Here is a 21,948-nt window from a genome sequence, read left to right as displayed (position 1 = left end):
AGATAAGATATCCCACTGAGTCAATCAGGTAAGACCCCTTGAAGACTACAAGGTTGATAGGCACACAGTGTAAGCGGAGTGATCCGTTCAGCTAGCGTGTACTAATAGGTCGAGGGCTTGACCCCATCTTGATCAGATACTCTATTTGCTAAGAAAGCAGTTCGATATTCAGTTTTGAGGGTACATCCTCAACAAAAGAGAAGCATGACAAGCGCCATGTGAATGGCCGGTGTCGATGACGGTGAGGTTCCACCTGTTCCCATTCCGAACACAGAAGTTAAGCTCACTTGTGCCGAAGATAGTTGGCTGGAAACGGCCTGTGAAAATAGGTAGATGCCGGCTTCTCTTTAAGCCCTGCTCAGATTTGAGCAGGGCTTTTTTGTTTATGCAGAATGCCGGAAACGGAAAAGGACGATAGAGGAAGGCGGCGGGCCGGACATGTCCGGCCCCTACAGAGATTCTTCGGAAAGCCTGTTACTGCCGCAAGCGGGTACAGCAGTCGGAGGGAGGAAACGATACGCCTGCAAGAACGCCCAGCTTTAGGCAACACCGCATAATTCCCGCCTTACGGCTTAAGCACCGCTCCGGCAGCTGCCGCACCTCGCTCGCCGTATCGGCACTTAGAATTATGCGGTATTGCCTTTACTTTTTTATTTATACTGTTGACAAATCAAGAACTCTGCGGTATACTGGCAACTATTGTTGAGCAATCATGCAATGGTAGAAAGGGAAAGCAAAGTGAAAACGAAAGCAAACACGAAAAAGAAACTTCTAATCGCAGCGGGCGTAGTGGTCGTTGCGTTGGCTGCGGCGCTGATATTTATCAGTAATTATCTGGTCAATTATGCGATTGGCCGCAGCGGCAACGGTGGTGACCGAGAGGTGGCACTGGAGGTGGATGCACCGGCGGACAGTGTTGAGGCGGTCATGGAGGACAACCGCGCGGCATATAAAAGTAAGATCGATACTTTCACGAAGGAACACCCTGGCCGGGATGTGACCCTGACCGCGGACGACGGCCTGACCTTGCACGGCGTTTACTACGCCAATGCAGAGACCGCTGACACGCACCGTTGGGCCCTTGTACTGCACGGATACCGCGGTGACTACACAGGCGCGCTGCAGTTGGCAGCGCCCTATTATGAAGCTGGCTATCAAGTGATCGCACCCGACCTGCGGGCCTGCGGCGAGAGCGAGGGCGACTATGTCGGCATGGGCTGGCTGGATCGCAAGGATGTCCTGCAATGGATCGACTATATTATCGAGCAGGACCCCGAAGCAAAAATCGTCGTCCACGGCATCTCAATGGGAGCGGCTACAACGATGATGACGGCAGGGGAGAGCACACCCGACAATGTGAAAGCCTTCGTGGAGGACTGCGGCTACACCAGTGTGTGGGATATTTTTTCCAGTGAGTTGCAGCTGCGGTTCGGGCTGCCGGAGTTCCCGATTTTGTATACGGCCAGCGGTGTCGCCAGGCTGCGCGCAGGGTACAGCTTCACCGAAGCGAGCGCCCTTGTGCAGGTAGCGCACTGCGAAAAGCCTATGCTTTTCATCCACGGCACGGCGGACGACTTCATCCCCTACGAGATGATGGATACACTGTACAATGCCAAGCCCGGCGACAACAAGGCTGAGCTGACCGCTGAGGGCGCGGGCCACGGTGAGGCCATGTACGCACTGGGGGACAGCTACTGGGATACGGTGTTTGATTTTATTGCGCCTTATATGGCGTAATGCGTCGGATTCGATAGGAAAAAGCGGCACGGCGAAGGCTGTGCCGCTTTTGTGCTGCCTGGGCAGGATACGGCGTACAATGCAGCAGGGGAGGGGTGAGAATGCAGTATACCGTTATCGAGTTTTTCCAGTCGGAAACCGAGAAGGAGCGGCGGCGAAACCTTGAACACCTTTTACAACAGCTGCGGCTGATAAACGGTCCAAAGGACGGCGGCACCGATGCCACCGCGTAAGGGCTGGGCGGCGGTCTACTGCCGCCTGAGCAAGGAGGACGAGGAAAAGACCGCGCGCGAGTCCGAGAGCATCCGCAACCAGCGGGCGCTGCTGCTGGCCTGGGCTGCGGACCACGGCTACCGTATTTATAGGGTATACGCCGACGAGGACTACTCCGGCATTGACCGTGCGCGGCCAGGCTTCAACGCGATGCTGGCCGACGCGCGGGCGGGCAAATTTGAGGTCATTCTGGCAAAAACACAGTCGCGGTTCACCCGTGACATGGAGTTGGTAGAAAAATATCTGCACGGACTGTTCCCGGAATGGGGCGTGCGGTTCATCGCGGTGCTGGACCATGTGGATACCTGCGACCCGGCAGGCAAAAAGGCACGCCAAATCAACGGACTTATCAATGAGTGGTACCTGGAGGATCTGTCCGGGAATGTGCGGGCTGTGCTGGACCACAAGCGGCGCAGCGGGAGCTACATTGCGAGCTTTGCGCTCTACGGCTACCGGAAGAATCCGCAGGATCACAGCCGTCTGCTCCCGGACGAACCTGCCGCGCAGGTCGTGCGGCAGATATTTGCGCTGTACCTGCAGGGAAACGGCGTGGGCAGGATCGCCCAGACCCTCAACGCGCAGAGCGTGCCGCCGCCGTCCGCCTACCGCGCGGTCAGTGCTGGCCAGCCGCGCCCCACGCCCGCGCCGCTGTGGTGCAAGGCAACGGTGCGGCGCATTCTGTCCACGCAGACCTACGCGGGCGATCTGGAGCAGGGCCGCGTGCGCAAGCTGAATTACAAGTCCCGCAGAGTCATCCGCCTGCCGCGGGAGGATTGGATCATCGTACCCGGCACCCACGTACCGCTCATCAGCCGGGCGGATTTTGCAGCGGTACAGGCGCGGCTGGCGGCGCATGGCGGACAGACAGCGGCAGCGCGCCACCCGCTGGCTGGGTTTGTCCGGTGTGGTGTCTGCGGAGGCAAGATGGAGCTGACCGGCGCGGCGGCGCGGCGGTACTTCCGCTGCCGCACGGCGCGCCGGAGCAAGACCGCCTGCCCGGGCCAGCCCTACTGGCCGCTGTGCGACGCCGAGGCGCTTGTCGAAAAGCAGTTGTCCCGCTATGCCGCTGCGCCGGGGCAGCTGACGCAGGACCAAGCCGCGGCCCTGCTGCAAAGCATTACCGTTTACCCGCCGCAGGACGGCACACGCCGTATAGAGCTGCGGTGGAGCTTTTAAATAGAAGTGCGCCGTGTGCCGGGTGCGCTATCCCAGGTAGGGTAGACCTCACTCGACGCGACGTTGGCGATATAGGACTGGAAGCTGACCGTTACGTTGCGGACGTTGGCCGACGGCTTGCCCAGGTGTACTGTGATCTTCTTCGGCACGACGATGCGGTTCAGCACGCTGCCGGGCAGCAGTTCCTCCGGCGCAGGGCCGCTGCCGCCGTTCCCGCCAAAAAGGGTGTGCGGCGGGATCGTGACGATGTCGGTCTCGACCTCCCCCGTGCGGCTGACGGCGGAAGCGGGGGCCGCTCCTGCGGGCAGCAGGTTCAGCCGCGCCACGGTCTGCTGGGCGTCAAAGACCTGCACGCCGTTCAGCACAAGGGGCTGCCAGCCGTCCAATGCAGCTTCAATGCGGTAGAGTGCGTAGGGCTGCACCGTTGTGTTGGCGGCATCCAGACTGTAGGCGGCATCGGGGGCGGGCAGGTCGGCGGCTTCGGCAAAGCCGTCCGCATCGGTGACGAGCCGGGCGCGGATGCTGCCGCCCGCATCCGTTACGGTCAGGGTCACGCCGGGCAGCGGCGCGGCCTGCCCGGCAGCAGAGGTATAGATCAGTATACTGCCTTTGGACATATAAAAACACCTCCTGCCCCACGCTATGCAAACGCGCACAACTGTGTTACAATGGGGGCAGGAGGAGCGATTATGGTATATCTTTCCGGGTTCCGGTTCCCAGACCGGGCACAAGAAGCGAACTACATGGCGTTCAGTCCGCGCGCGAGGCAGACCTGTTATGACTCGTACTATCCGTTTGGATTGTTCGAGGGCCGCACGCTGCCCGAGCTGGATTTTCTTGAGATCACGATCCTGTACGGCGGCAATGGCAGCGGCAAGACGACCTTATTAAATGTAATGGCCGATGCCCTGCGGCTTTACCGCCGCGCAGAGTATAATCGCACGCCTTTTTTTGACGATTATGCGCGCCTGTGTGAGCCGCGGACTATGCGCCCCATACCCACGGGCAGCATGATTTTGACAAGCGACGATGTGTTTGATTATATGCTCGATCTGCGGGCGCTGAACGATGGCGTGGACATGCGGCGTGAGCAGATGTTTGCGGATTACAACGACCTTCGGCGGGAAAAGTTTCAGATGCAAGGCATGAAGGACTATGACCGGCTCAAGCAGGTAAGCGCCGCGCGGCGATACAGCCAGTCCCAGATGGCACGCCGCACATTGCCTGCCAATGTGCGCACCCGCTCCAACGGCGAGAGCGCGCTGGCCGTGTTCAGCGAGCGCATTCGTGAGGACGCACTGTATTTGCTGGATGAGCCTGAAAACAGTCTTTCACCTGCGCGGCAGCTGGAGCTTGCACAGTTTTTGCATGATTCGGCGCGGTTTTATAACTGCCAGTTTGTCATAGCGACCCACTCGCCGTTTTTGCTGGCGATGCCGGGAGCGCGGATTTACGATTTGGACAGCGAGCCTATTGCAACAAGGCGTTGGACGGAACTGGAAAACGTGCGGGCAACGTGGGAATTTTTCCAGAGCCACAAAGATGAATTTAAATAAAAAACCGCCCGCAGGCGTGGTGCTAAACCATACCTGCGGGCGGTGGTGTTTATTTTAAGCAGCAGCTAGGAAATCAAGCCTTGTTGGCGGAGCCGAACAGCTCGATCTTCTCGCGGACGGTAGCCTTGATGGCCTCTGCGCCGGGAGCGAGCAGCTTGCGGGGGTCAAAGCCCTTGCCCTCGAGATCCTTGCCGGCCTCGATGTACTTGCGGGTAGCATCGGCAAAGCTCAGCTGGCACTCGGTATTGACGTTGATCTTGGAGACGCCCAGGGAGATGGCCTTCTTGATCATCTCGTCAGGGATGCCCGTGCCGCCGTGCAGGACCAGAGGAATGTTGTCGGTGGCGTTGTGGATCTTGTCCAGCGCAACAAAGTCCAGGCCCTTCCAGTTGGCGGGGTACTTGCCATGGATGTTGCCGATGCCGGCAGCCAGGAAGTCGATGCCCAGAGCGGCGATCTTGGCGCACTCAGCGGGGTCAGCGACCTCGCCCATGCCGATGACGCCGTCCTCCTCGCCGCCGATGGAGCCGACCTCGGCCTCAATGGACAGACCGTGGTCATGGGCCAGGGCGACCAGCTCGGTGGTCTTGGCGACGTTCTCGTCGATGGAGTAGTGGCTGCCATCGAACATGATGGAGGTGAAGCCGGCGGCAACGCAGGCCTTGGCACCCTCATAGGTGCCGTGATCCAGATGCAGGGCAACGGGAACGGTGATGCCCAGGCTCTCGTCCATGGCCTTGACCATGGCAGCCACGGTCTTGAAGCCCGTCATATATTTGCCTGCGCCCTCAGAGACACCGAGGATGACAGGGGAGTTCATCTCCTGCGCAGTGAGCAGGATGCTCTTGGTCCACTCCAGGTTGTTGATGTTGAACTGACCGACTGCATAGTGGCCATCGCGCGCTTTCAGCAGCATATTGGTAGCATTTACCAGCATAGTTCATACCTCCACGTAAAACGTTATCAGTGGTTGACGTACCGAGGTCCGGTGCGCCATCAAGTTTATTATAACCTGACTTTGACAAAAAATCAACAGGTTTTTTCGCTGCGGAGGATGTACTTTTGTCACCATGGAGCAAAACCTGCGGAATTTGTGGCAAATTTGTAAATTCTGTCAGGGAACGGGGCGGAAAAACGGCCAAAATCGGCATTATTCCAGATTGACAGCGCGGTTTATCCGGGCTGTTATGTGGAAAATTTCTCCACAACGGCTGTTGAAAACTCTGTGGAAACGGTGGAAAAGCCCATCAATAAGCAGGTTTTGCACACTTTCCACAGAGTTTTCAACAGGTGGAAAAGCGGTGCGTCCTCTACGCTTTGTATAAACAGCGCTGTTTCGACAAGGTGGAAAAGGCATTTGCACTTTTGGCGCATTTTGTCCGGCAAACTTGTAAAATTGCCGCCGCATGCGCCCAAAAGCTGTAAAAAAAGATGACAAATGCCCCTGTCTTGTGTTATACTGTTATCTGATTATAAAGCATAGTCGGTTACTGTCGGCTTATGGCCGATTTTACAAGCCAGATGGAGGATGCTATGGAAAGATTCGCCCGCGAGCAGGCGCCTGAGCGCGCCGAGCGCACCGATACCCTTGTGTGGGGCAAGAATGCCGTGACAGAGCTGCTCAAGAGCGGCGGCGCGGTGGATACGGTCTACCTGACGGACACGATGCCCCAGGCCGTGGCGGGCTACTACACAGCCCTGGCCAAGGAGAGCGGCGCGGTGGTCAAGCGGGTGCCGGGCAATAAGCTGCAGAAAATGTGCGGCACGCCGGACCACCAGGGGGTGGCTGCCCGCGCCGCCGAGGTCGAGTACGCCGCGCTGGACGATCTGTTCCGCGCCGCCGAGGCCAGGGGCGAGCAGCCCTTTCTGGTGCTGTGCGACGGCGTCGAGGACCCGCACAATCTGGGGGCCATCGTGCGCTCCGCCTACCTGTGCGGTGCGCACGGCGTGGTCATCCCCAAGCGCGGCGGCGTCGGCGTGACCGGCACGGTCATGAAGGCCAGCGCCGGTGCTGCTGCCCGTCTGCCCATTGCCCGCGTGTCCAACCTGGCCCAGGCTATCCGCACGATCAAGGAGCACAATATCTTCGTCTACTGCGCGGACCTCGGCGGTGCCCCGCTGGCAAAAACGGACCTCTCCGGCCCGGTGGCGCTGGTCCTGGGCAGTGAGGGCGGCGGCCCCGGTGCGCTGACCCGCAAGCTGTGTGACGCTGCCGTCACGCTGGAGATGGCCCCCGGCCAGGCTACCGGCGTTGACAGCTACAACGTCAGCGTTGCGGCGGGCATCCTGTGCTATGATGTCATGCGCCGCCGTCTTGCAAAGAAGTAAAGGCAACACCGCATAATTCCCGCCTTACGGCTTAAGCACCGCTCCGGCGGCTGCGGCACGGCATCTGCGTTGCCAAAATGCTCGATGATACACAAAGTATTATCTGCGCTTTTGGCTTAGCAGCTGCCGCGCCTCGCTCGCCGTATCGGCACTTAGAATTATGCGGTATTGCCTAAATTCCACCTGGCCCCCGGAGAGCGGGGCAGGAAAGCCGTCCTTTTACTAAAGAGGAATCAACATGCCAAGCAAACGTACCAATGATTCGGTTGACCGGATCCTGGAAGAACTGAATATGCAGCAGGCGCAGGCCGGTCTGCGGGACAGCGTCACCGACCATCAGGTCGATGAGATCCTGCGCAGTGTCGGCATTTTATCGCTGCCTGACGAGCCGCTGCCCGAGGACAAACTCGCCTTCCCGGAGGGAGACGCGCTGGACGACCTGCTGCAAAAGCCGGCGTCGCAGCCTGCGCCCGCCCCGGCACAGCCGCGCCCGTATACCCCGGTGCAGCAGCCTGACCCGCAGCCGGTGCAGCCCGACGCACGGACGACCCGCCCGCCGGAGCAGCCGCTGCCGACGGTGGACAAGACCGGCACGCAGACCTTCAGCGGGGACACCACCGGCACCGGCATCATCAAGGGCTTTCTCGGTAAGATGGCCCCCGGCGGCGATGCCGAGTCGCTGGACCAGGGCAAGAACGAGTTCAAGCGATTCTTCGGCACTTCGGTGGCCGTCGTGCCCGATGAAAACGGACGCCTGCACGAGCCCGGCAAGAAGAAACGCAGCCTGTTCGGCTTAAAGCACGCCGAGGATACGGGTGCCTTTGAGCCTATCAACGTCACGATGGGCGGCGGCAGAGCCGTCGGGCAGGCGGAACCCGAGGAGGAGTACTACCCCGATGCCGAGCTTGAGCCGACCCCGGCCCAGCCCGCCCGCTCTGCGAAAAAGCACGGCTTCTTCGGCAGCCTGTTTGACCGTGATGAGGAGACCGAGGAGCTGATGATCCCCGAGGAGCGCGCCGAGGAGCCTTCCCCGTACCGCCCGGGAGCTGCCGTGCCTCCGCAGCAGCCTGTGCAGACGCCCTCTGCGGCAGCTGTGCCTGTGCAGCCGGAGCCGCCCGTGCCGCCTGTACAGGAGGAAATCTCCACGCAGGAGGTCTGGCGCAGCAAGTACACCCGCCCGGCCCGCCGCGCCGCGGAGGAGAGCGGCCATACCGTGGAGATCATCCAGGGCACGGTGGGCTATGCCAAAAACCACCCGTCCGCGCCGTCGCCCTCCGGCATGACCGGCACGATCTACCGCAAAAAGAAGAACACCGTGGAGTTCACCCCCGGCCAGAAGATCCAGAAGGCCCCGCCGCCGCAGCCTGTGCCGCAGCGCAGCGGGGAGCCTGTGGGTGAGCCCATCGAGACGCCCCGCAGCCAGACTTCCACCGGTTACACGATGCAGATCGGCGGGCTGGACGCCGTCCCCGTGGACAGCACGCAGGACTTTATGGCCGCCTACAACGCCGTGCGCCCGCAGCGCCGCCCGGCTCCCGCGCCGGTGCAGCCCGCAGCGCCCGTGCAGACGCCCACCGCGGCGGATGCCTATGACGAGTCGGCTGCCGTTGATGAGTCCTCCTGGGCGAAGCACGACGGCACCGGCCAGTGGCCTGCGCCCCGCCAGTGGGACGACGTGGACACGCTGGTCGACACGCTGACCGGGAACATCCACCTGACGCCGACGGCCCCGGAGCATTCCGGCTATACCCAAAACAGTGCCTCCGGGACGGCCCCGTCCGCCCCGGCGCACAGCGGCTTTACGCAGCGCATCGATATGCCCGCTGCACCTGCGCCCGGCAGTCCGGCCCCCGCGCCTGCTCACACAGGCTTTACCCAAAGGCTGGACCCGGCCCCGGCCCCGGCGCAGCCCGCCCACAGCGGCTACACCCAGAACCTGAACCAACAGGCCTCCGCCGCGCCGGATACGGCCTCCTTTGTCAACGGCATCGCCGCGGCCATCAACACGCAGCAGCCGGCAGGGGATACGCGCGATTATGACAGCGCTGCGGCGCGGCTGACGGACTCGCTGGCGGATGATCCCGCAGCCACCCGCACCCGCGCCCGCATCCCGACGGCGGCAGAGGTCAAAAAGGCCGCTGCCCGCCTGACGGGCCGCGCCGACGACGAGACTGAGGACAACGCCGCCTCCCCGTTTGACACAGCGGAGATCCCCGTGCCCCACAGCCGCGAGTATGAGCGTGCCGAGGACGCCCCGGCGATCCGCGCTCTACTGGCGAAAAAGCGTGCCCGGGCAGGCATTGCCTGCATCGTCTCGGGTGCGATGTCTCTTGTCATGATCGTGCTGGCACTGCTGCCGGTGCGCCCCGCTGCCCTGAACGACCCCATGGTCTACCCGGCGGCGCTGCTCGTGCTGCTGCTGGTCAGCTGCGCCGTCAACTGGCGGACTTTTCTGGACGGCTTCAGGGGACTGGGCAAGACCCCCTCGCCGGACAGTCTTTCAATTTTACCGGCGCTGGGTGCTGCGGTGCAGTGCCTGGCCGTTCTGGCCACCGGCGGTTACACCGACGGCACGCTGATGCTGGCCGGTCCGGCAGCGCTGATGCTCTGCATGAACGCGGCGGGCCACGCCCTGAACGCGGCCACGGTCTGCGATGCCTTTGAGAGCGTCAGCGGGCAGGACGGCTACGCCGTTGCCTACCGCCTGAAGGACGCCGGAGCCCTGCGCGCGATCTCGCAGGGGCTGTCCGAGCCGCATCCCTGTGTGCTCGTCACCCGCCCGACCCAGATCTTCCGCAGCTTTCTGACCAACAGTGCCGCCCACGGCACCAGCGATAAGAACCAGCAGCAGTTTGTCTGGCTGCTGGGCGGCTGCGGTCTGGCGGCCTTCCTGTTCACGCTTATCACGTCCAAAAGCGCAGCCACGGCGGCCACGGCCATGACCAGCCTGTTCTGCCTGGCCGCGCCGCTGGCCGGTACGCTGATGTCGGCGGTGCCGGCCCGCATGATGCAGCAGCGCGCCTACAAGGTCGGCGCGGTCATCCCCGGCTGGCGGGACATCCGTCAGCTGGGCCGCATCAATGTTGTGCAGGCCACGTCGCGCCAGCTCTTCCCGGAGGGGTGCGTCACGCTGCGGGACATCCATCCCGTCAAGATGGAGCACATTGACACCGCCATTATCTATGCGGCCTCGATGCTGGCCGATACGGACTCGACGCTGAACAAGCTCTTTACCGGCATGGTCGCCAGCAAGAGCCTGCTGGAAAAGGTCACGGATCGTCAGGCTGTGCCCGGCAAGGGCTATATGGGCTGGATCCGCAAGGAGCGCGTGATCCTGGGCAACCGCGCCATGATGATGGACTACGGCATCAAGGTGCCCAGCCAGGAGTATGAGCAGCACTACACGCTGAACCAGCGCCGCATCGTGTATATGGCGGTGGCGGGCAAGCTGTACGCCATGTTCCGTATTGCGTACCAGAGCGACCCCAAGATCGCCGCGGATCTGGAGCTCATGCACCGCACGGGAATGTACCTTGTTGTGGACTGCGACGACTTCAACTGTGATGTCCGGCTGCTGGAGACTGCCTACGGCCTGCCCACCGGCTCGGTCAAGGTGCTGTCCGGCGCCGAGCACGAGGCTGTTGCCCCGGCGGTGGCCTGGCTGCCCGAGAGTGAGGGCAGTATGCTGCATCTGGGCAGCTTCCGCAGTCTGGTCGGCGGTCTGGTCGCTGCCGCAGGGGCCGCCCAGGGCGAGAAGTACGCCGCCTACGCGCTGACCCTCTCGGTGCTGGCCAGCACCGCGGTGGGTGTGCTGATGACGCTGACCGGCGGCATTGTCACGCTGCCCCTGATCGGCATTGTGCTGTATCAGGCCGCTTGGCTGGTCATTACGCTGTTCTTCCCGCTGATGCAGCGTTAAGGCAGCACAGAATGATGTTAGGAAAGGGGACCCCCAATGTACCGTGCACGCGAAAAACAGATGTCGATCTACGACTATCTGCCGCCCTACCACGGCGAGCTGTGCAACGCCAACCGCTGGGTGCGGCTGGCTGCCGCCATCGACTGGGATGGCTTTGAAAAAGCCTACAGTGCGCTGTTTGCCCCCGGCGGCAAGGTGGCGCTGCCCGCCCGTGTGGCGCTGGGCTGCCGGATCATCCAGCTGCACTATGCGGCGTCGGACCGCGAGGTCGTGGCGCTGGTGCAGGAAAGCCCCTACCTGCAATATTTTTTGGGGTTCGAGAGCTTCACCGACGCGGTGCCGTTCTCGTCCCGCACGGTGGCGCGGTTCCGCGCCCGCATTCCGGATAAGGCTGTGCGCCCGGCGGTCCGCCTGCTGCGCAGCTTTCAGTGACCCATTATAGAGAGGTATTCATGGAATTGTTTTTAGACGCACTTCTGGACGCATTGATCGACGGCGTGAAAATGCTGCCGTTTTTGTATCTGGCCTACCTGCTGATCGAGTGGCTCGAACGCCATCACGGTGAGAGCATCGAGGGGGCCCTCGCAGGCGGCGGGCGGTGGGGGTTCATCCCCGGTGCGCTGCTGGGCTGTGTGCCGCAGTGCGGCTTCAGTGCGGTGGCCTCCAACCTGTACGCAAGCCGGGTCATCACGCCCGGTACGCTGCTGGCGGTGTTCATCGCGACCAGCGACGAGGCCATCCCGCTGTTGGCGGCGGAGCCGTCCCAGTGGATCACGCTTGTGCTGCTGCTGGCCTGCAAGGTGGCGTTTGCCATCGTGGGCGGCTGGCTGCTGGACATCCCGCTGCGCCACGTTCTGCCGCACTCCCTCTACGGCGGCTACGAGGGCCATGCCGACGACGTCGACTGCCACGAGGAACATGAGGAATCGAGCAGCATTTTTATGGCGGCACTGCGCCACACGCTGGAAATCTTCGTGTTCATCCTGCTGTTCAGCTTTATCATCAGTCTGCTGTTTGAGGGCTTCGGCGAGGAGCCCATCACGGCGGCGCTGTCCGGCATGGGCATCTTCCAGCCGATGCTGACGGCGCTGGTCGGCCTAGTGCCCAACTGCGCGGTCAGCGTGCTGCTGGCCCAGCTCTACGTGCAGGGAGCCATCAGCTTCGGCAGTCTGTTCGCCGGCCTGACTGCCGGTGCGGGCGTCGGCCTGGCTGTGCTCTGGCGCGTCAACCCCAGCTGGAAGCAGAACCTTTTCATGACCGGCTTGCTCTGGGCCGTCGGCGCTGCGACGGGTATGCTGCTGCAGCTGCTGCCGCTTTGATACAAAAAGGCTTCCCCCTAGGGGGGAAGCTGTCAGCGGCCCCGCCCGCTGACTGATGAGGGCCAGGCTTCCCAACACCACCCGTTCACGAGTCGCCGCGGCACACTTGCCCCTCATCCGCTTCACTTCGTTCAGCACCTTCCCCCACGGGGAAAGGCTTTTTAACATCTCCAGTCTGTATACTATACAATTTGTATATTTAAAAAGGAGGACTCCCCATGCAATACAGTATTGAAAACGACATTCTGCGCCTGACTGTCGACTCCCACGGTGCCGAGCCGGTCAGTGTCATCCATAAGCCCACCGGGGCCGAGCTGCTCTGGCAGGCCGACCCTGCGGTCTGGAAGCGTCATGCGCCGATTCTTTTTCCGTACACAGGCAAGCTGACCGGCGGCAAAATGCTGGCCAAGGGTGTGGAGTACGCAGGCGGTCAGCACGGCTTTGCCCGCGATGTCGAGCACACGATGACCCATCACGCCGACAATCTGCTGGAGTTTGAGCTGCACGCGAACGCCGAGACGCTGCCCAAGTGGCCGTATGCCTTCGTGCTGCGCTCCACCTTCACGCTGGAGGGGGAGACCGTCCACCACACGCTGACCGTCGAAAATCCCGTCGAGGACAAGCTCTGCTTCGGCATCGGCTACCATCCGGCTTTTGCGCTGCCCTTCGATGACCGCCACGTCACCGAGGACTACGAGATCCGGTTTGACGGCGTCGAGTCGCCGCTCTGCGTCAGTGCTCAGCCCAACGGTCTGCTCAACGGCCAGAGCTACTATCTGGCCCGCAACGTCGAGGCTATCCAACTGACCGACGACCTGTTTGACAACGACAGCCACGCCATGGTCAATCTGCGCAGTGCGCATGTTTCGGTCATTGAGAAGGACACGGGCCGCAGCGTCATCTGCGATGTCTCCGACTTCCCGTACACCCTGATCTGGTCCGCGCCCAAGAAGCCGCTGCACTTTATCTGCATTGAGCCGTGGCACAGCCTGCCCGGCGAGGAAAACGGCCCCATCGACTGGGAGCAGCGCCCCTGCGCCGCGATCTTGAAGAAGGGTGAGAGCTGGTCCACCACGCTGTCCACGACCTTTGTCCGCTGAAAGTCAGATGAAAGCATTGAAAAAATACCGCTGGCCGCTGACTGGCGCACTGCTGGGGGTGCTGGTCTTTCTGGCTGTTTACGGCGTGCGGGTGCTTGACCCGACGAGCGTTGACTGGATCCTGAACAGCCTCAGCCCCGACCCGATCCAGCACTATCTGGGGTGGGAGCTTTTCCGCCGCAGCCCGGTGCATCTGCCCTACATCGGCGCGAATTACAACGCGGTCTACCCGTTCCGCACCAGTGTGCTGTTCACGGACTCTCTGCCGCTGGCGGCGCTGTTCTTTAAGCTGCTGGGCGGGATTCTGCCCACGCGGTTCCAGTATTTCGGCTGGTGGGGTCTGCTCTGCTATGCCCTGCAGGGCGGCCTGGCACAGGCGGTCATTGCCCGCATTGCGGGCGTGCAGCCCACATTTGGCCGGGACGACAAGAGTAAGGTTGCCGTCGCCATCATCATGAGCCCCGGCCAGACCGCCAAGCTGTGGGGCAGCGTGCTGGGCGCGGGCGTGCTCGTGCTGTTCCCGGCGCTTACGATCCGCATGTTTGCCCACACGGCGCTGGCCGCCAACTGGCTTGTGCTGCTGGCACTCTACCTTTGGCTGCGCAGTGACGAGCTTATGCCCACGCCCCGACGCGCCTGCCTTATCTGGGGCGGCATGGGGCTGCTGTGCGCAGGCATCCACCTCTATTATCTGCCGATGGTCGGTCTTGTGCTTGTGGGATACGCGGTGCGCCGCGCCCTGCAAAAGCGAGGCCCGGCGGCTGTGCTGGCACCGATTGCAGCGTTCTGTGCTGCGGCGCTGGCGGAGTTGGTGCTGTTGGGGGCGTTCACTGTCAACTTTGCAGGCTACTCCAACGGCTACCTCAGCGGCGCGGATTACTTCGGCCTGTTTGTGCCGTGGCTGGCGCAAAGCTGGGAGCAAAATGTTTATGCAGGCATCGGAACATCGCTGGCCGTGGTGCTGGCGGTGTTCGGCATAGTCTGCAACGCCCGCAAGGCGGAAAAATTCTTTGCCGCCCACCGCGACTGGCTCATTGCCGGCGCTGTAGTGCTGGTGCTGGATTTGATTGCCGCGGGCGGAAACGCCATCACGGTGAACGGAAAAACGCTGTTCACCGTGCCCATTCCGCAGCCTTTGATGGACTTCTGGGCCATGTTCTCGTCCTGCGCACGCCTTGCGTGGCTGGCTGGCATGCTGCTGGCTGCCGTTGGCTGCGGGTTGGTGCTGCGCTTTTGGGATAACGGTGTCGCGCCCGCCCTGATGCTGGCAGTCTGCGCCGTGGCGCAGGGCTGGGGCCAGCGGTCGGAGTTGTTCAACCGCTGGACGGACTACCACTACTACGGCTTCCGCTACGAGAATAAGACCCTGCTGACCGACCCCGTGTGGGAGCAGGTCGCCGCGAGCGGCAAATACAGTCATCTGGCCTTTGCAACGTTCGACTTTGAGCACAACGAGTTCTGGGACCTGGTGGATTTTGCCGCCGACCACGGCTGGACATCGAACAGCTTCTACATGGCGCACATGGACGGCAACCTGGCCGCGGTCACACTGCCGGGTGAGCTGAACGAGCTTTCCGCTGACACGCTCTATGCCTTCATCGACGAGGACGAGCTGGCGCGGAACAGCTGCGACCTGCACTATTACAGGCTGGACGACATCCTGATCGGCAGCGTCGAGCCCATCGACGGCATCGAGGAGGAGCCTGCGCCCGAAGTGCCCGCCCACACGATGGATTTGACAAAGTCCGACCTCATCAACGCCCATTTTGCCGACGGCAGTGTAGGGCTGGAAACCGGCGGCGAGATGATGACCGAGGAATGGACGCTTTTCCCCGGGCGCTACCGCGTCACGCTGACCGGCAGCGGCTTTGACCACAGCTATATTTACGCTCGGTACGGCCTCATCAATCAGGAAACCTACAAGCTGGACATCGACTTCACCGGCATCGACCCGAACGAAATGACCTTTGAGTTTACGGCCGCCGAGATGCTCCACTACTGGCGCACCGCCGTCCACACGCTGGACGACGCAAATGTCACCGTCAACAGTGTGACGGTGGAGAAGGTAGGGTAAACCGGTTCGGTTCTCACATCCGGCTGTTTACCGTTTTCCACAAACAAAAAAATCCTGCCTGCACAATCAGTGCAGACAGGTTTTTTACTTTATAACGCTGCTAAATCAGAACGCAACCTTCTTGGCCACGTAGTCGCGCAGCTCGCTGATGGGCATACGGACCTGCTCCATCGTGTCGCGGTCACGGACGGTCACGCAGCCGTCGGCCTCGACCTTGTCGTCGCCGACAGTCTGGAAGTCCACGGTGATGCACAGCGGGGTGCCGATCTCGTCCTGACGGCGGTAGCGCTTGCCGATGGAACCGGCGTCGTCGTAGTCGACCATGAAGTCCTTGGCCAGCTCGTTGCGGATCTCCATCGCCTTGTCGCCCAGCTTCTTGGACAGGGGCAGCACGGCGCACTTGAACGGTGCCAGATAGGGGTGCAGATGCAGCACGGTGCGCACATCCTCCTTGCCCTTGGCGTCCACGAGGTGCTGCTCGTCGTAGGCCTCGCACAGGAAGGCCAGCGCCACACGGTCACAGCCCAGAGACGGCTCGATGACGTAGGGGATGTAGTGCTCGTTCGTCTCGGGGTCGAAGTATTCGAGGCTCTTGCCGGAGGCCTCCTGATGACGGCTCAGGTCGTAGTTGGTGCGGTCTGCAATGCCCCACAGCTCGCCCCAGTCGGTGAACGGGAAGGCGTACTCGATGTCGGTGGTGGCGCGGCTGTAGAAGGCCAGCTCGGCGGGCTCGTGGTCGCGCAGGCGCAGATTTTCTTCCTTGATGCCAAGGCTCAGCAGCCAGTTCTTGCAGTAGTCCTTCCAGTAGGCGAACCACTCCAGGTCGGTGTTGGGCTTGCAGAAGAACTCGCACTCCATCTGCTCGAACTCGCGGGTACGGAAGGTGAAGTTGCCCGGGGTGATCTCGTTGCGGAATGCCTTGCCGACCTGGCAGACGCCGAAGGGCAGCTTGCGGCGGGTCGTGCGCTGGATGTTCGCAAAGTTGACGAAGATGCCCTGCGCGGTCTCGGGGCGCAGGTAGCAGGTGGAGGAGGAATCCTCAGTCACGCCGATGGCGGTCTTGAACATCAGGTTGAACTTGCGGATGGGGGTGAAGTCATGCTTGCCGCAGACGGGGCAGACGACCTCGGGGTGGGTGGCGATGAACTCGTCCATCTCGTCAAAGGTCATGGCATCGACGTCCACGCCCTTGCCCTGCTCACACTCGGAGATGAGCTTGTCCGCGCGGTGGCGGCTCTTGCAGGCGCGGCAGTCCAGCAGCGGGTCCGAGAAGCTGGACACGTGGCCGGTGGTCACCCAGGTCTGGGGGTTCATCAGGATGGCAGCGTCCAGCCCAACGTTGTAGGGGCTTTCCTGTACGAATTTCTTCATCCATGCCTTTTTGACGTTGTTCTTGAACTCGACACCCAGAGGGCCGTAGTCCCAGCTGTTGGCCAGGCCGCCGTAGATTTCGCTGCCCGGATAGATGAACCCGCGGTTTTTGCACAGGTTCACGATCATGTCAAGGGTCTTTTCACTGTTCTTCATTACGTTACTCCTTCCGCATGGCTGGCTGCCACACAAAGCGTTTTTCCCACCGCGCCGGATGAATTTGGCACGATACGCTTATTATAGCATAGGTTGCGGGAGGGAACAAGGGCAGTTTGCGAAAAAAGGCTTCCCCCGAGGGGGAAGCTGTCAGCGGCCCCGCCCGCTGACTGATGAGGGCAAACCTTGCCGAGGCTGCCAGTTTATGGAGCAATGGCGGCGACTTTGCCCTCATCCGGCCTCGGGCGGGGCCTCGGCCACCTTCCCCCGAGGGGGAAGGCAAGCTCACAGCAAAAGCCAGCTGATTTCCTCCGCCAGTCTCCCCAATTCCTCCCGGGTCAGGGTCTTATCTGCCGTCAATCGCGCCAGCTCCTCCTGCACGCGGGGGATCTTGTGCGCCGGAATGCCGATGCGCGCCAGCTCCTTTTTCGTGAACGGCGGCTTTTTCGCCGTGCGTCCCAGCCGTGACACGGCCAGCGGGTCAATGCCCCAAATCAGCTTTGCCATTCTGCATCCCTCCTGCGGTTTTCTTCATTATAACAGGCGGTGCCGGAAAAAGCCAGAAAAATCACAGAGCAAGGGCGGCGTTTATCGTACCGTAAAAAGTTTTTTGTGCCGTCAAAGCCGCGGCGCAAGCGGCACCCTCGACGTATTGCTGTGTTTTGGCTCCCTGAATTTGTGCCTTTTACCCAAAAATTGGTCGGTCAGGCTGCAATTTCAAAAAAAGTGTTTATTTTGTTGCAGAAAAATAGTATAATTACTCCGTAATATAGTTAAGTATACCGCGTGCCATCCCCTACGGCAGCGGATAAATTTTGAGGTGACCACTGTTATGGTTTTTAGTATGTATGACCCCAAGCTGCTCGAAGGCGTCCGCACGATCCATTTCATCGGCTGCGGCGGCTCCGGCACCTATCCGCTGATCCAGATCCTGCACAGCCGCGGCTATGCCATCACCGGCTCTGACGTCGAGGAAACCAAAAACACCGAGGCCGAGCGTGCCCTCGGCGTGCGCGTCTGCATCGGGCATGACGCCGCCAACGTCGGCAACGCGGACCTTGTGGTCTACAGCGCCGCCATCCATGACGATAACCCCGAGCTGCAGGCTGCCCGCGCCCGCGGCATCAAAGCCGTTGAGCGCAGCGTCATGCTGGGCTACATCAGCCGTACCCATGCCCAGAGCATCGGCGTGGCGGGCACCCACGGCAAGACGACGACCACCGGCATGATCACCACAATGCTGGAGCTGGCGGGCAGGGACCCGGCGGCGGTCATCGGCGGCAAGCTGCCCCTGATCGGCGGCTACGGCAAGGCCGGCAGCGGCCAGAGCGTTGTCATCGAAGCCTGTGAGTACCACGAGACCTTCCTGCATCTGACCTGCGCGGTGGGCGTCATCCTGAACATTGACAACGACCATCTGGAATATTACGGCACGATGGGCAAGCTCAAGCTGGCGTTCCAGAAGTTTGCGCTGCTGTCCCGCACCGTTGTCTTTAACATGGACGACAAGAACACGATGGACGTCGTGAACTCCATTGACCGTCCGGTCCTGAGCTTCGGCATCGAGGAGGAGGCCCGTTTCCGCGCCGTCAACATCGGCGAGTACAAGCCCGGCTTCTTTGAGTTCGATGTCCTCGAACTCGGTGAGCACTTCGCCCACATCAAGCTGGGCGTGCCCGGCTACCACAACATTTACAATGCGCTGGCCATGTGCTGCTGCGTGCGCCCGCTGGGCCTCAAGCCCGAGGACGCCGTTCGCGCAGCCGAGCAGTTCCACGGCACGGGCCGCCGCTTTGAGATCAAGGGCGAGTGCAACGGCGCGGTCATCGTCGATGACTACGCCCACCATCCCACCGAGCTGGCCGCCACGCTGGCGACGGCCAAGGAGATGGGCTATGACCGCGTCATTGCCGTGCATCAGCCGTTCACCTACAGCCGCACCAAGATGCTGATGGACGACTTCGCCAAGGTGCTGCGTGCTGCCGATCAGGTCGTACTGCTGCCCATCATGGGCGGCCGCGAGAAGGACGATGGCAGCGTCAGGAGCGAGGATCTGGCCGCTAAGCTGCCCGGCAGTGTCGTGGTGGACGGCCTCGAGGGTGCCGCCGCCTGGGTCAGGCAGAACGCCAAAAAGGGAGACCTTGTCGTCTGCATGAGCTGCGGCGATCTGTACAAGGCCGCGGATATGATGGTCGAAAAATAAGCTTTGCGACAGGCTGCCCGGGCGGGCGGCCTGTTTTTTGGTAGTGACAGAGCGGTAGGGGCCGGGCATGCCCGGCCCGGTAGTGTAAGGCAGGCGGCTTCCTGCGGAAAGGCAGAGGGCCGCACATGTGCGGCCCCTACCGTGCGGCATCCCGGCGGGGTGAGGGCACCCCGCCCTACGCACCACCCGTAGCTGCCGTCGCCTTGCCATTACCGCCCACTTTATGGTACAATACAACCAAATATATTATAAAAGGAGCCACTCGCAATGAACCAACATTACCTCCAGCTCTACGCTGATTTTATCGTCAAGGTGGGCGTCAATGTGCGTCCGCGCCAGAATTTTATCGTCCGCTGCCCGGTCACGATGCCCGACTTCGCCCATGCCTGCGTCCGCGCGGGCTATGAGGCCGGGGCCAAGACCGTCGTCGTCCGCTGGGAGGACGATAAGCTCACCCGCCTGAACATGGAGCTGGCCGACGAAAAGGACCTGACTGCCATGAAGCCCTATGAGCTGCGCAGCTACCTCGACTACGCCGAGGACCCGGACGGCTGCTGCACGCTGGCCATCCATGCCGAGGATCCCGAGGCACTGGCGGGCCTCGATGCGGGTAAGCTGAACCGCGTCAACCTCGCGCGCCGTACCTTTATGAAGCCCTGGCAGGAGTACACGATGAATGACCGCGTCCAGTGGTGCGTGGCGGCTGTGCCCGCTCCGGGCTGGGCCGCCAAGGTGTTCCCGGAGCTGCCGCTCGACGAGGCTGTTGAAAAGCTCTGGGCGCTGATCTTTGACGTCTGCCGCGTCTCCACCGGTGACCCCGTCGGCGCGTGGCAGAAGCATGTCGCCGTGACCAAGGCCCGCCGCGACCGCATGAACGCGCTGGAGCTGGACCGCATCCACATGACCAGCTCGAACGGCACAGACCTGACCGTCGGTCTGGCCGACGACGCCACCTGGGAGGGCGCGTCCAGCAAGACCGAGGACGGCATTGAGTTCATCGCCAACGTTCCCACCGAGGAGGTTTTCTGTGCGCCCCACCGCGAGCGCACAAACGGCATCGTCTACGGCACGAAGCCCTACGCCTACAACGGCCAGCTGATCGAGGGCTGGCATGTCACCTTCAAGGACGGTGTTGTCGTGGAGCACGGTGCCGAGAAGAATGCCGACCTGCTGGCCGAGCTGCTCTCCACCGACGAGAATTCAAACCGCATCGGCGAGATCGCCCTCGTGCCCGCCTCCAGCCCCATCAACCGCAGCGGCGTGCTGTTCTACAACACCCTGTTTGATGAGAATGCCGCCTGCCACATTGCGTTCGGCGCGGGCTACCCGACGAACATCAGGGGCGGCTCTGCCATGACCCGCGACGACCTGATGAAGAAGGGCCTGAACAACTCCGCCATCCATGAGGATGTCATGATCGGCGCGGCGGATACCCACGTCACCGGCATCACGAAGCGCGGGGAAGAAGTCACGATCTTTGAAAACGGCGAATGGGCGTTCTGAGCCGCACGCCCGCGCCCATTGACGCAGACCGCCCGGCGGCTGCGGATCTTTTGCGGGTGCTGGCGGCCTGGGCTGTCGGTGCGTTCCACATCTGGCAGCAGAGCTGGTACAGCGGCGCGGCCCCGGCCCACTGGCTGCGGGCGGGCAGCGTCGGCGTAGACTGGCTTGTGCTGCTGTCGGCGTTCTGCCTGTTTCTGCCGTGGGCCAATGCGGCGGCGCAGGGGCGGCCCCTGCCGCTGACCCGCCCGGCGGCGTTCTACCGCCGCCGCGCCGTGCGGCTGCTGCCCGCCTACTACGCCAGCCTGATGTTCAGCCTTGTGTTGGCCCTGCACCGCGCCGGGTGGAGCCGCACGCTGGGCATCGACCTGGCCGCGCACCTGACGCTGACCCAGCAGCTGTTTCCGCAGAGCTATCTTGCCACCCGGCTCAACGGCGTGACCTGGACGCTGACGGTGTTTGCGCTGTTTTACCTTGTATTCCCGCTGCTGGCCCCGCTCTGTGTCAGACGCCCGCTGCCCACGCTGGGTGCGCTCTGCGCCGTGCAGCTGGGCTATACGCTGTGGGCGCTGCCGCAGTACGGCAGCGACGCCTATTCCTCACTGTTCAATCAGTTCCCTGCGTTCTGCGGCGTGCTGGCCGTGGGGCTGGCCGCGGCACTGGTGTTTGCACAGCTGGCCCGCGGCGGCTGGACGCAGCGGCTTTTACCCCGCGCGGGCTGTACGGTGCTCGGCGCGTTGGCGCTGGTCTGGCTCAATGCACAGCTGCGCACACAGGCGTATGCGGCGGAGTTCCAGCGGTACCAGCTGGTCAACCGCATGCCGTTGGCGCTGGCCGCAGCAGCGATGCTCGTCTGCTTCGGGCTGGGCCTGACCCCGCCCCGCCCGGTGCGGCGCGCGCTGGCGTGGCTGTCGGCGCTGACCTACAGCTTTTATCTGTGGCACCAGCAGCTGACCGTATTTTTAAAGTATGACCTGCACCTGCCCGCCTGGACCGGTACGACCCCGCCGAACCAGCTGGGCGACACCGCGTGGATGCGGCGGGCGGAGGCCTTGTACTGGCTGGCGGCGCTGGCGGTGAGCATAGCGGCCTACTATCTCATTGAAAAGCCCGCTGCGCGGCATTTCAAGAAAACTCCGCAAAAAATGCACGCTTAAAAAGCCCGATAAAAGGCAAAATCCCGCTGCAGGGGCTTGCTTTTTGCGGCAGAGTATGGTATATTCTTAGTGTTCGATG

At 62.0% G+C, this 21,948-nt stretch carries 17 protein-coding genes and 2 rRNA genes; 15 read left to right on the top strand and 4 right to left on the bottom strand.

What is annotated here, in order from left to right; all coding sequences use genetic code 11:
* From B5D32_RS06665 to B5D32_RS06650, 5 genes are all read left to right on the top strand, one after another.
* Nucleotides 1–125, top strand: a 23S ribosomal RNA gene (locus B5D32_RS06665); the annotation flags it as partial.
* Nucleotides 126–225: 100 nt separating this feature from the next.
* A 5S ribosomal RNA gene (gene rrf, locus B5D32_RS06660) occupies nucleotides 226–342 on the top strand.
* A gap of 396 nt (nucleotides 343–738) precedes the next feature.
* Entirely contained in the window at nucleotides 739–1,737 is a 999-nt protein-coding gene (locus B5D32_RS06655; RefSeq protein ID WP_159446996.1) for an alpha/beta hydrolase, read from the top strand.
* A gap of 101 nt (nucleotides 1,738–1,838) precedes the next feature.
* Nucleotides 1,839–1,970 (top strand): hypothetical protein, encoded by a 132-nt coding sequence (locus B5D32_RS15665; protein WP_276327515.1) that lies wholly within the window; start codon nucleotides 1,839–1,841, stop codon nucleotides 1,968–1,970.
* Complete coding sequence (locus B5D32_RS06650; RefSeq protein WP_078784300.1) at nucleotides 1,957–3,186, top strand: recombinase family protein; 1,230 nt, start codon at nucleotides 1,957–1,959, stop codon at nucleotides 3,184–3,186. Before B5D32_RS15665 ends, B5D32_RS06650 begins: the two co-directional genes overlap by 14 nt.
* On the opposite strand, the gene B5D32_RS06645 is transcribed toward B5D32_RS06650, so the two are convergent.
* Complete coding sequence (locus B5D32_RS06645) at nucleotides 3,183–3,803, bottom strand: carboxypeptidase regulatory-like domain-containing protein (protein ID WP_078784299.1); 621 nt, start codon at nucleotides 3,801–3,803, stop codon at nucleotides 3,183–3,185. The two genes, B5D32_RS06650 and B5D32_RS06645, sit on opposite strands and share 4 nt — an antisense overlap.
* A gap of 72 nt (nucleotides 3,804–3,875) precedes the next feature.
* Here B5D32_RS06645 and B5D32_RS06640 point away from each other — a divergent pair, with 72 nt between their 5' ends.
* Nucleotides 3,876–4,742 (top strand): AAA family ATPase, encoded by an 867-nt coding sequence (locus B5D32_RS06640; RefSeq protein WP_078784298.1) that lies wholly within the window; start codon nucleotides 3,876–3,878, stop codon nucleotides 4,740–4,742.
* 73 nt (nucleotides 4,743–4,815) lie between these two features.
* Here the strand turns inward: B5D32_RS06640 and fba are convergent, their stop codons facing one another.
* Entirely contained in the window at nucleotides 4,816–5,679 is an 864-nt protein-coding gene (gene fba / locus B5D32_RS06635; RefSeq protein ID WP_078784297.1) for a class II fructose-1,6-bisphosphate aldolase, read from the bottom strand.
* A 596-nt stretch (nucleotides 5,680–6,275) separates the two neighbouring features.
* Here fba and rlmB point away from each other — a divergent pair.
* From rlmB to B5D32_RS06605, 6 genes are all read left to right on the top strand, one after another.
* Nucleotides 6,276–7,070, top strand: coding sequence for a 23S rRNA (guanosine(2251)-2'-O)-methyltransferase RlmB (gene rlmB, locus B5D32_RS06630; protein ID WP_078784296.1), 795 nt, complete (start codon nucleotides 6,276–6,278; stop codon nucleotides 7,068–7,070).
* Nucleotides 7,071–7,308: 238 nt separating this feature from the next.
* A complete protein-coding gene (locus tag B5D32_RS06625) occupies nucleotides 7,309–10,989 on the top strand; it encodes a hypothetical protein (RefSeq protein WP_078784295.1) in 3,681 nt (1,226 codons plus the stop codon).
* A 36-nt stretch (nucleotides 10,990–11,025) separates the two neighbouring features.
* The gene (locus B5D32_RS06620; protein WP_078784294.1) at nucleotides 11,026–11,421 is read left to right on the top strand and encodes a transposase; all 396 of its coding nucleotides are present in this window, start codon (nucleotides 11,026–11,028) and stop codon (nucleotides 11,419–11,421) included.
* A 20-nt stretch (nucleotides 11,422–11,441) separates the two neighbouring features.
* Nucleotides 11,442–12,308 carry a putative manganese transporter gene (locus tag B5D32_RS06615; protein WP_078784293.1) on the top strand — a complete coding sequence of 289 codons (867 nt, stop codon included), beginning with the start codon at nucleotides 11,442–11,444 and terminating at the stop codon, nucleotides 12,306–12,308.
* A 218-nt stretch (nucleotides 12,309–12,526) separates the two neighbouring features.
* Nucleotides 12,527–13,408, top strand: coding sequence for an aldose 1-epimerase family protein (locus B5D32_RS06610; RefSeq protein ID WP_078784292.1), 882 nt, complete (start codon nucleotides 12,527–12,529; stop codon nucleotides 13,406–13,408).
* 7 nt (nucleotides 13,409–13,415) lie between these two features.
* Nucleotides 13,416–15,482, top strand: a complete 2,067-nt coding sequence (locus B5D32_RS06605; protein ID WP_143402691.1) for a DUF6311 domain-containing protein — start codon at nucleotides 13,416–13,418, stop codon at nucleotides 15,480–15,482.
* Nucleotides 15,483–15,587: 105 nt separating this feature from the next.
* On the opposite strand, the gene B5D32_RS06600 is transcribed toward B5D32_RS06605, so the two are convergent.
* Nucleotides 15,588–17,009, bottom strand: coding sequence for a glycine--tRNA ligase (locus tag B5D32_RS06600; protein ID WP_078784290.1), 1,422 nt, complete (start codon nucleotides 17,007–17,009; stop codon nucleotides 15,588–15,590).
* A 285-nt stretch (nucleotides 17,010–17,294) separates the two neighbouring features.
* Nucleotides 17,295–17,516, bottom strand: a complete 222-nt coding sequence (locus tag B5D32_RS06595) for a hypothetical protein (protein ID WP_078784289.1) — start codon at nucleotides 17,514–17,516, stop codon at nucleotides 17,295–17,297.
* 325 nt (nucleotides 17,517–17,841) lie between these two features.
* Between B5D32_RS06595 and murC the strand changes: the two genes are divergently transcribed.
* The 3 genes from murC to B5D32_RS06580 all read left to right on the top strand — a co-directional run bounded on the left by murC (nucleotide 17,842) and on the right by B5D32_RS06580 (nucleotide 21,869).
* Entirely contained in the window at nucleotides 17,842–19,212 is a 1,371-nt protein-coding gene (gene murC, locus B5D32_RS06590; protein WP_078784288.1) for a UDP-N-acetylmuramate--L-alanine ligase, read from the top strand.
* A gap of 267 nt (nucleotides 19,213–19,479) precedes the next feature.
* Nucleotides 19,480–20,715, top strand: coding sequence for an aminopeptidase (locus tag B5D32_RS06585; protein ID WP_078784287.1), 1,236 nt, complete (start codon nucleotides 19,480–19,482; stop codon nucleotides 20,713–20,715).
* The gene (locus B5D32_RS06580; RefSeq protein WP_078784286.1) at nucleotides 20,703–21,869 is read left to right on the top strand and encodes an acyltransferase family protein; all 1,167 of its coding nucleotides are present in this window, start codon (nucleotides 20,703–20,705) and stop codon (nucleotides 21,867–21,869) included. The genes B5D32_RS06585 and B5D32_RS06580 overlap by 13 nt, the downstream gene beginning before the upstream one ends.
* The last annotated feature ends 79 nt before the right edge of the window (nucleotides 21,870–21,948 follow it).

The organism is Gemmiger formicilis, from assembly GCF_900167555.1.
GTDB classification, from domain to species: Bacteria; Bacillota; Clostridia; order Oscillospirales; family Ruminococcaceae; genus Gemmiger; species Gemmiger formicilis.
The sequence above is the reverse complement of the archived record's forward strand: the minus strand, read 5'-3'. Positions and strand labels throughout refer to the sequence as shown.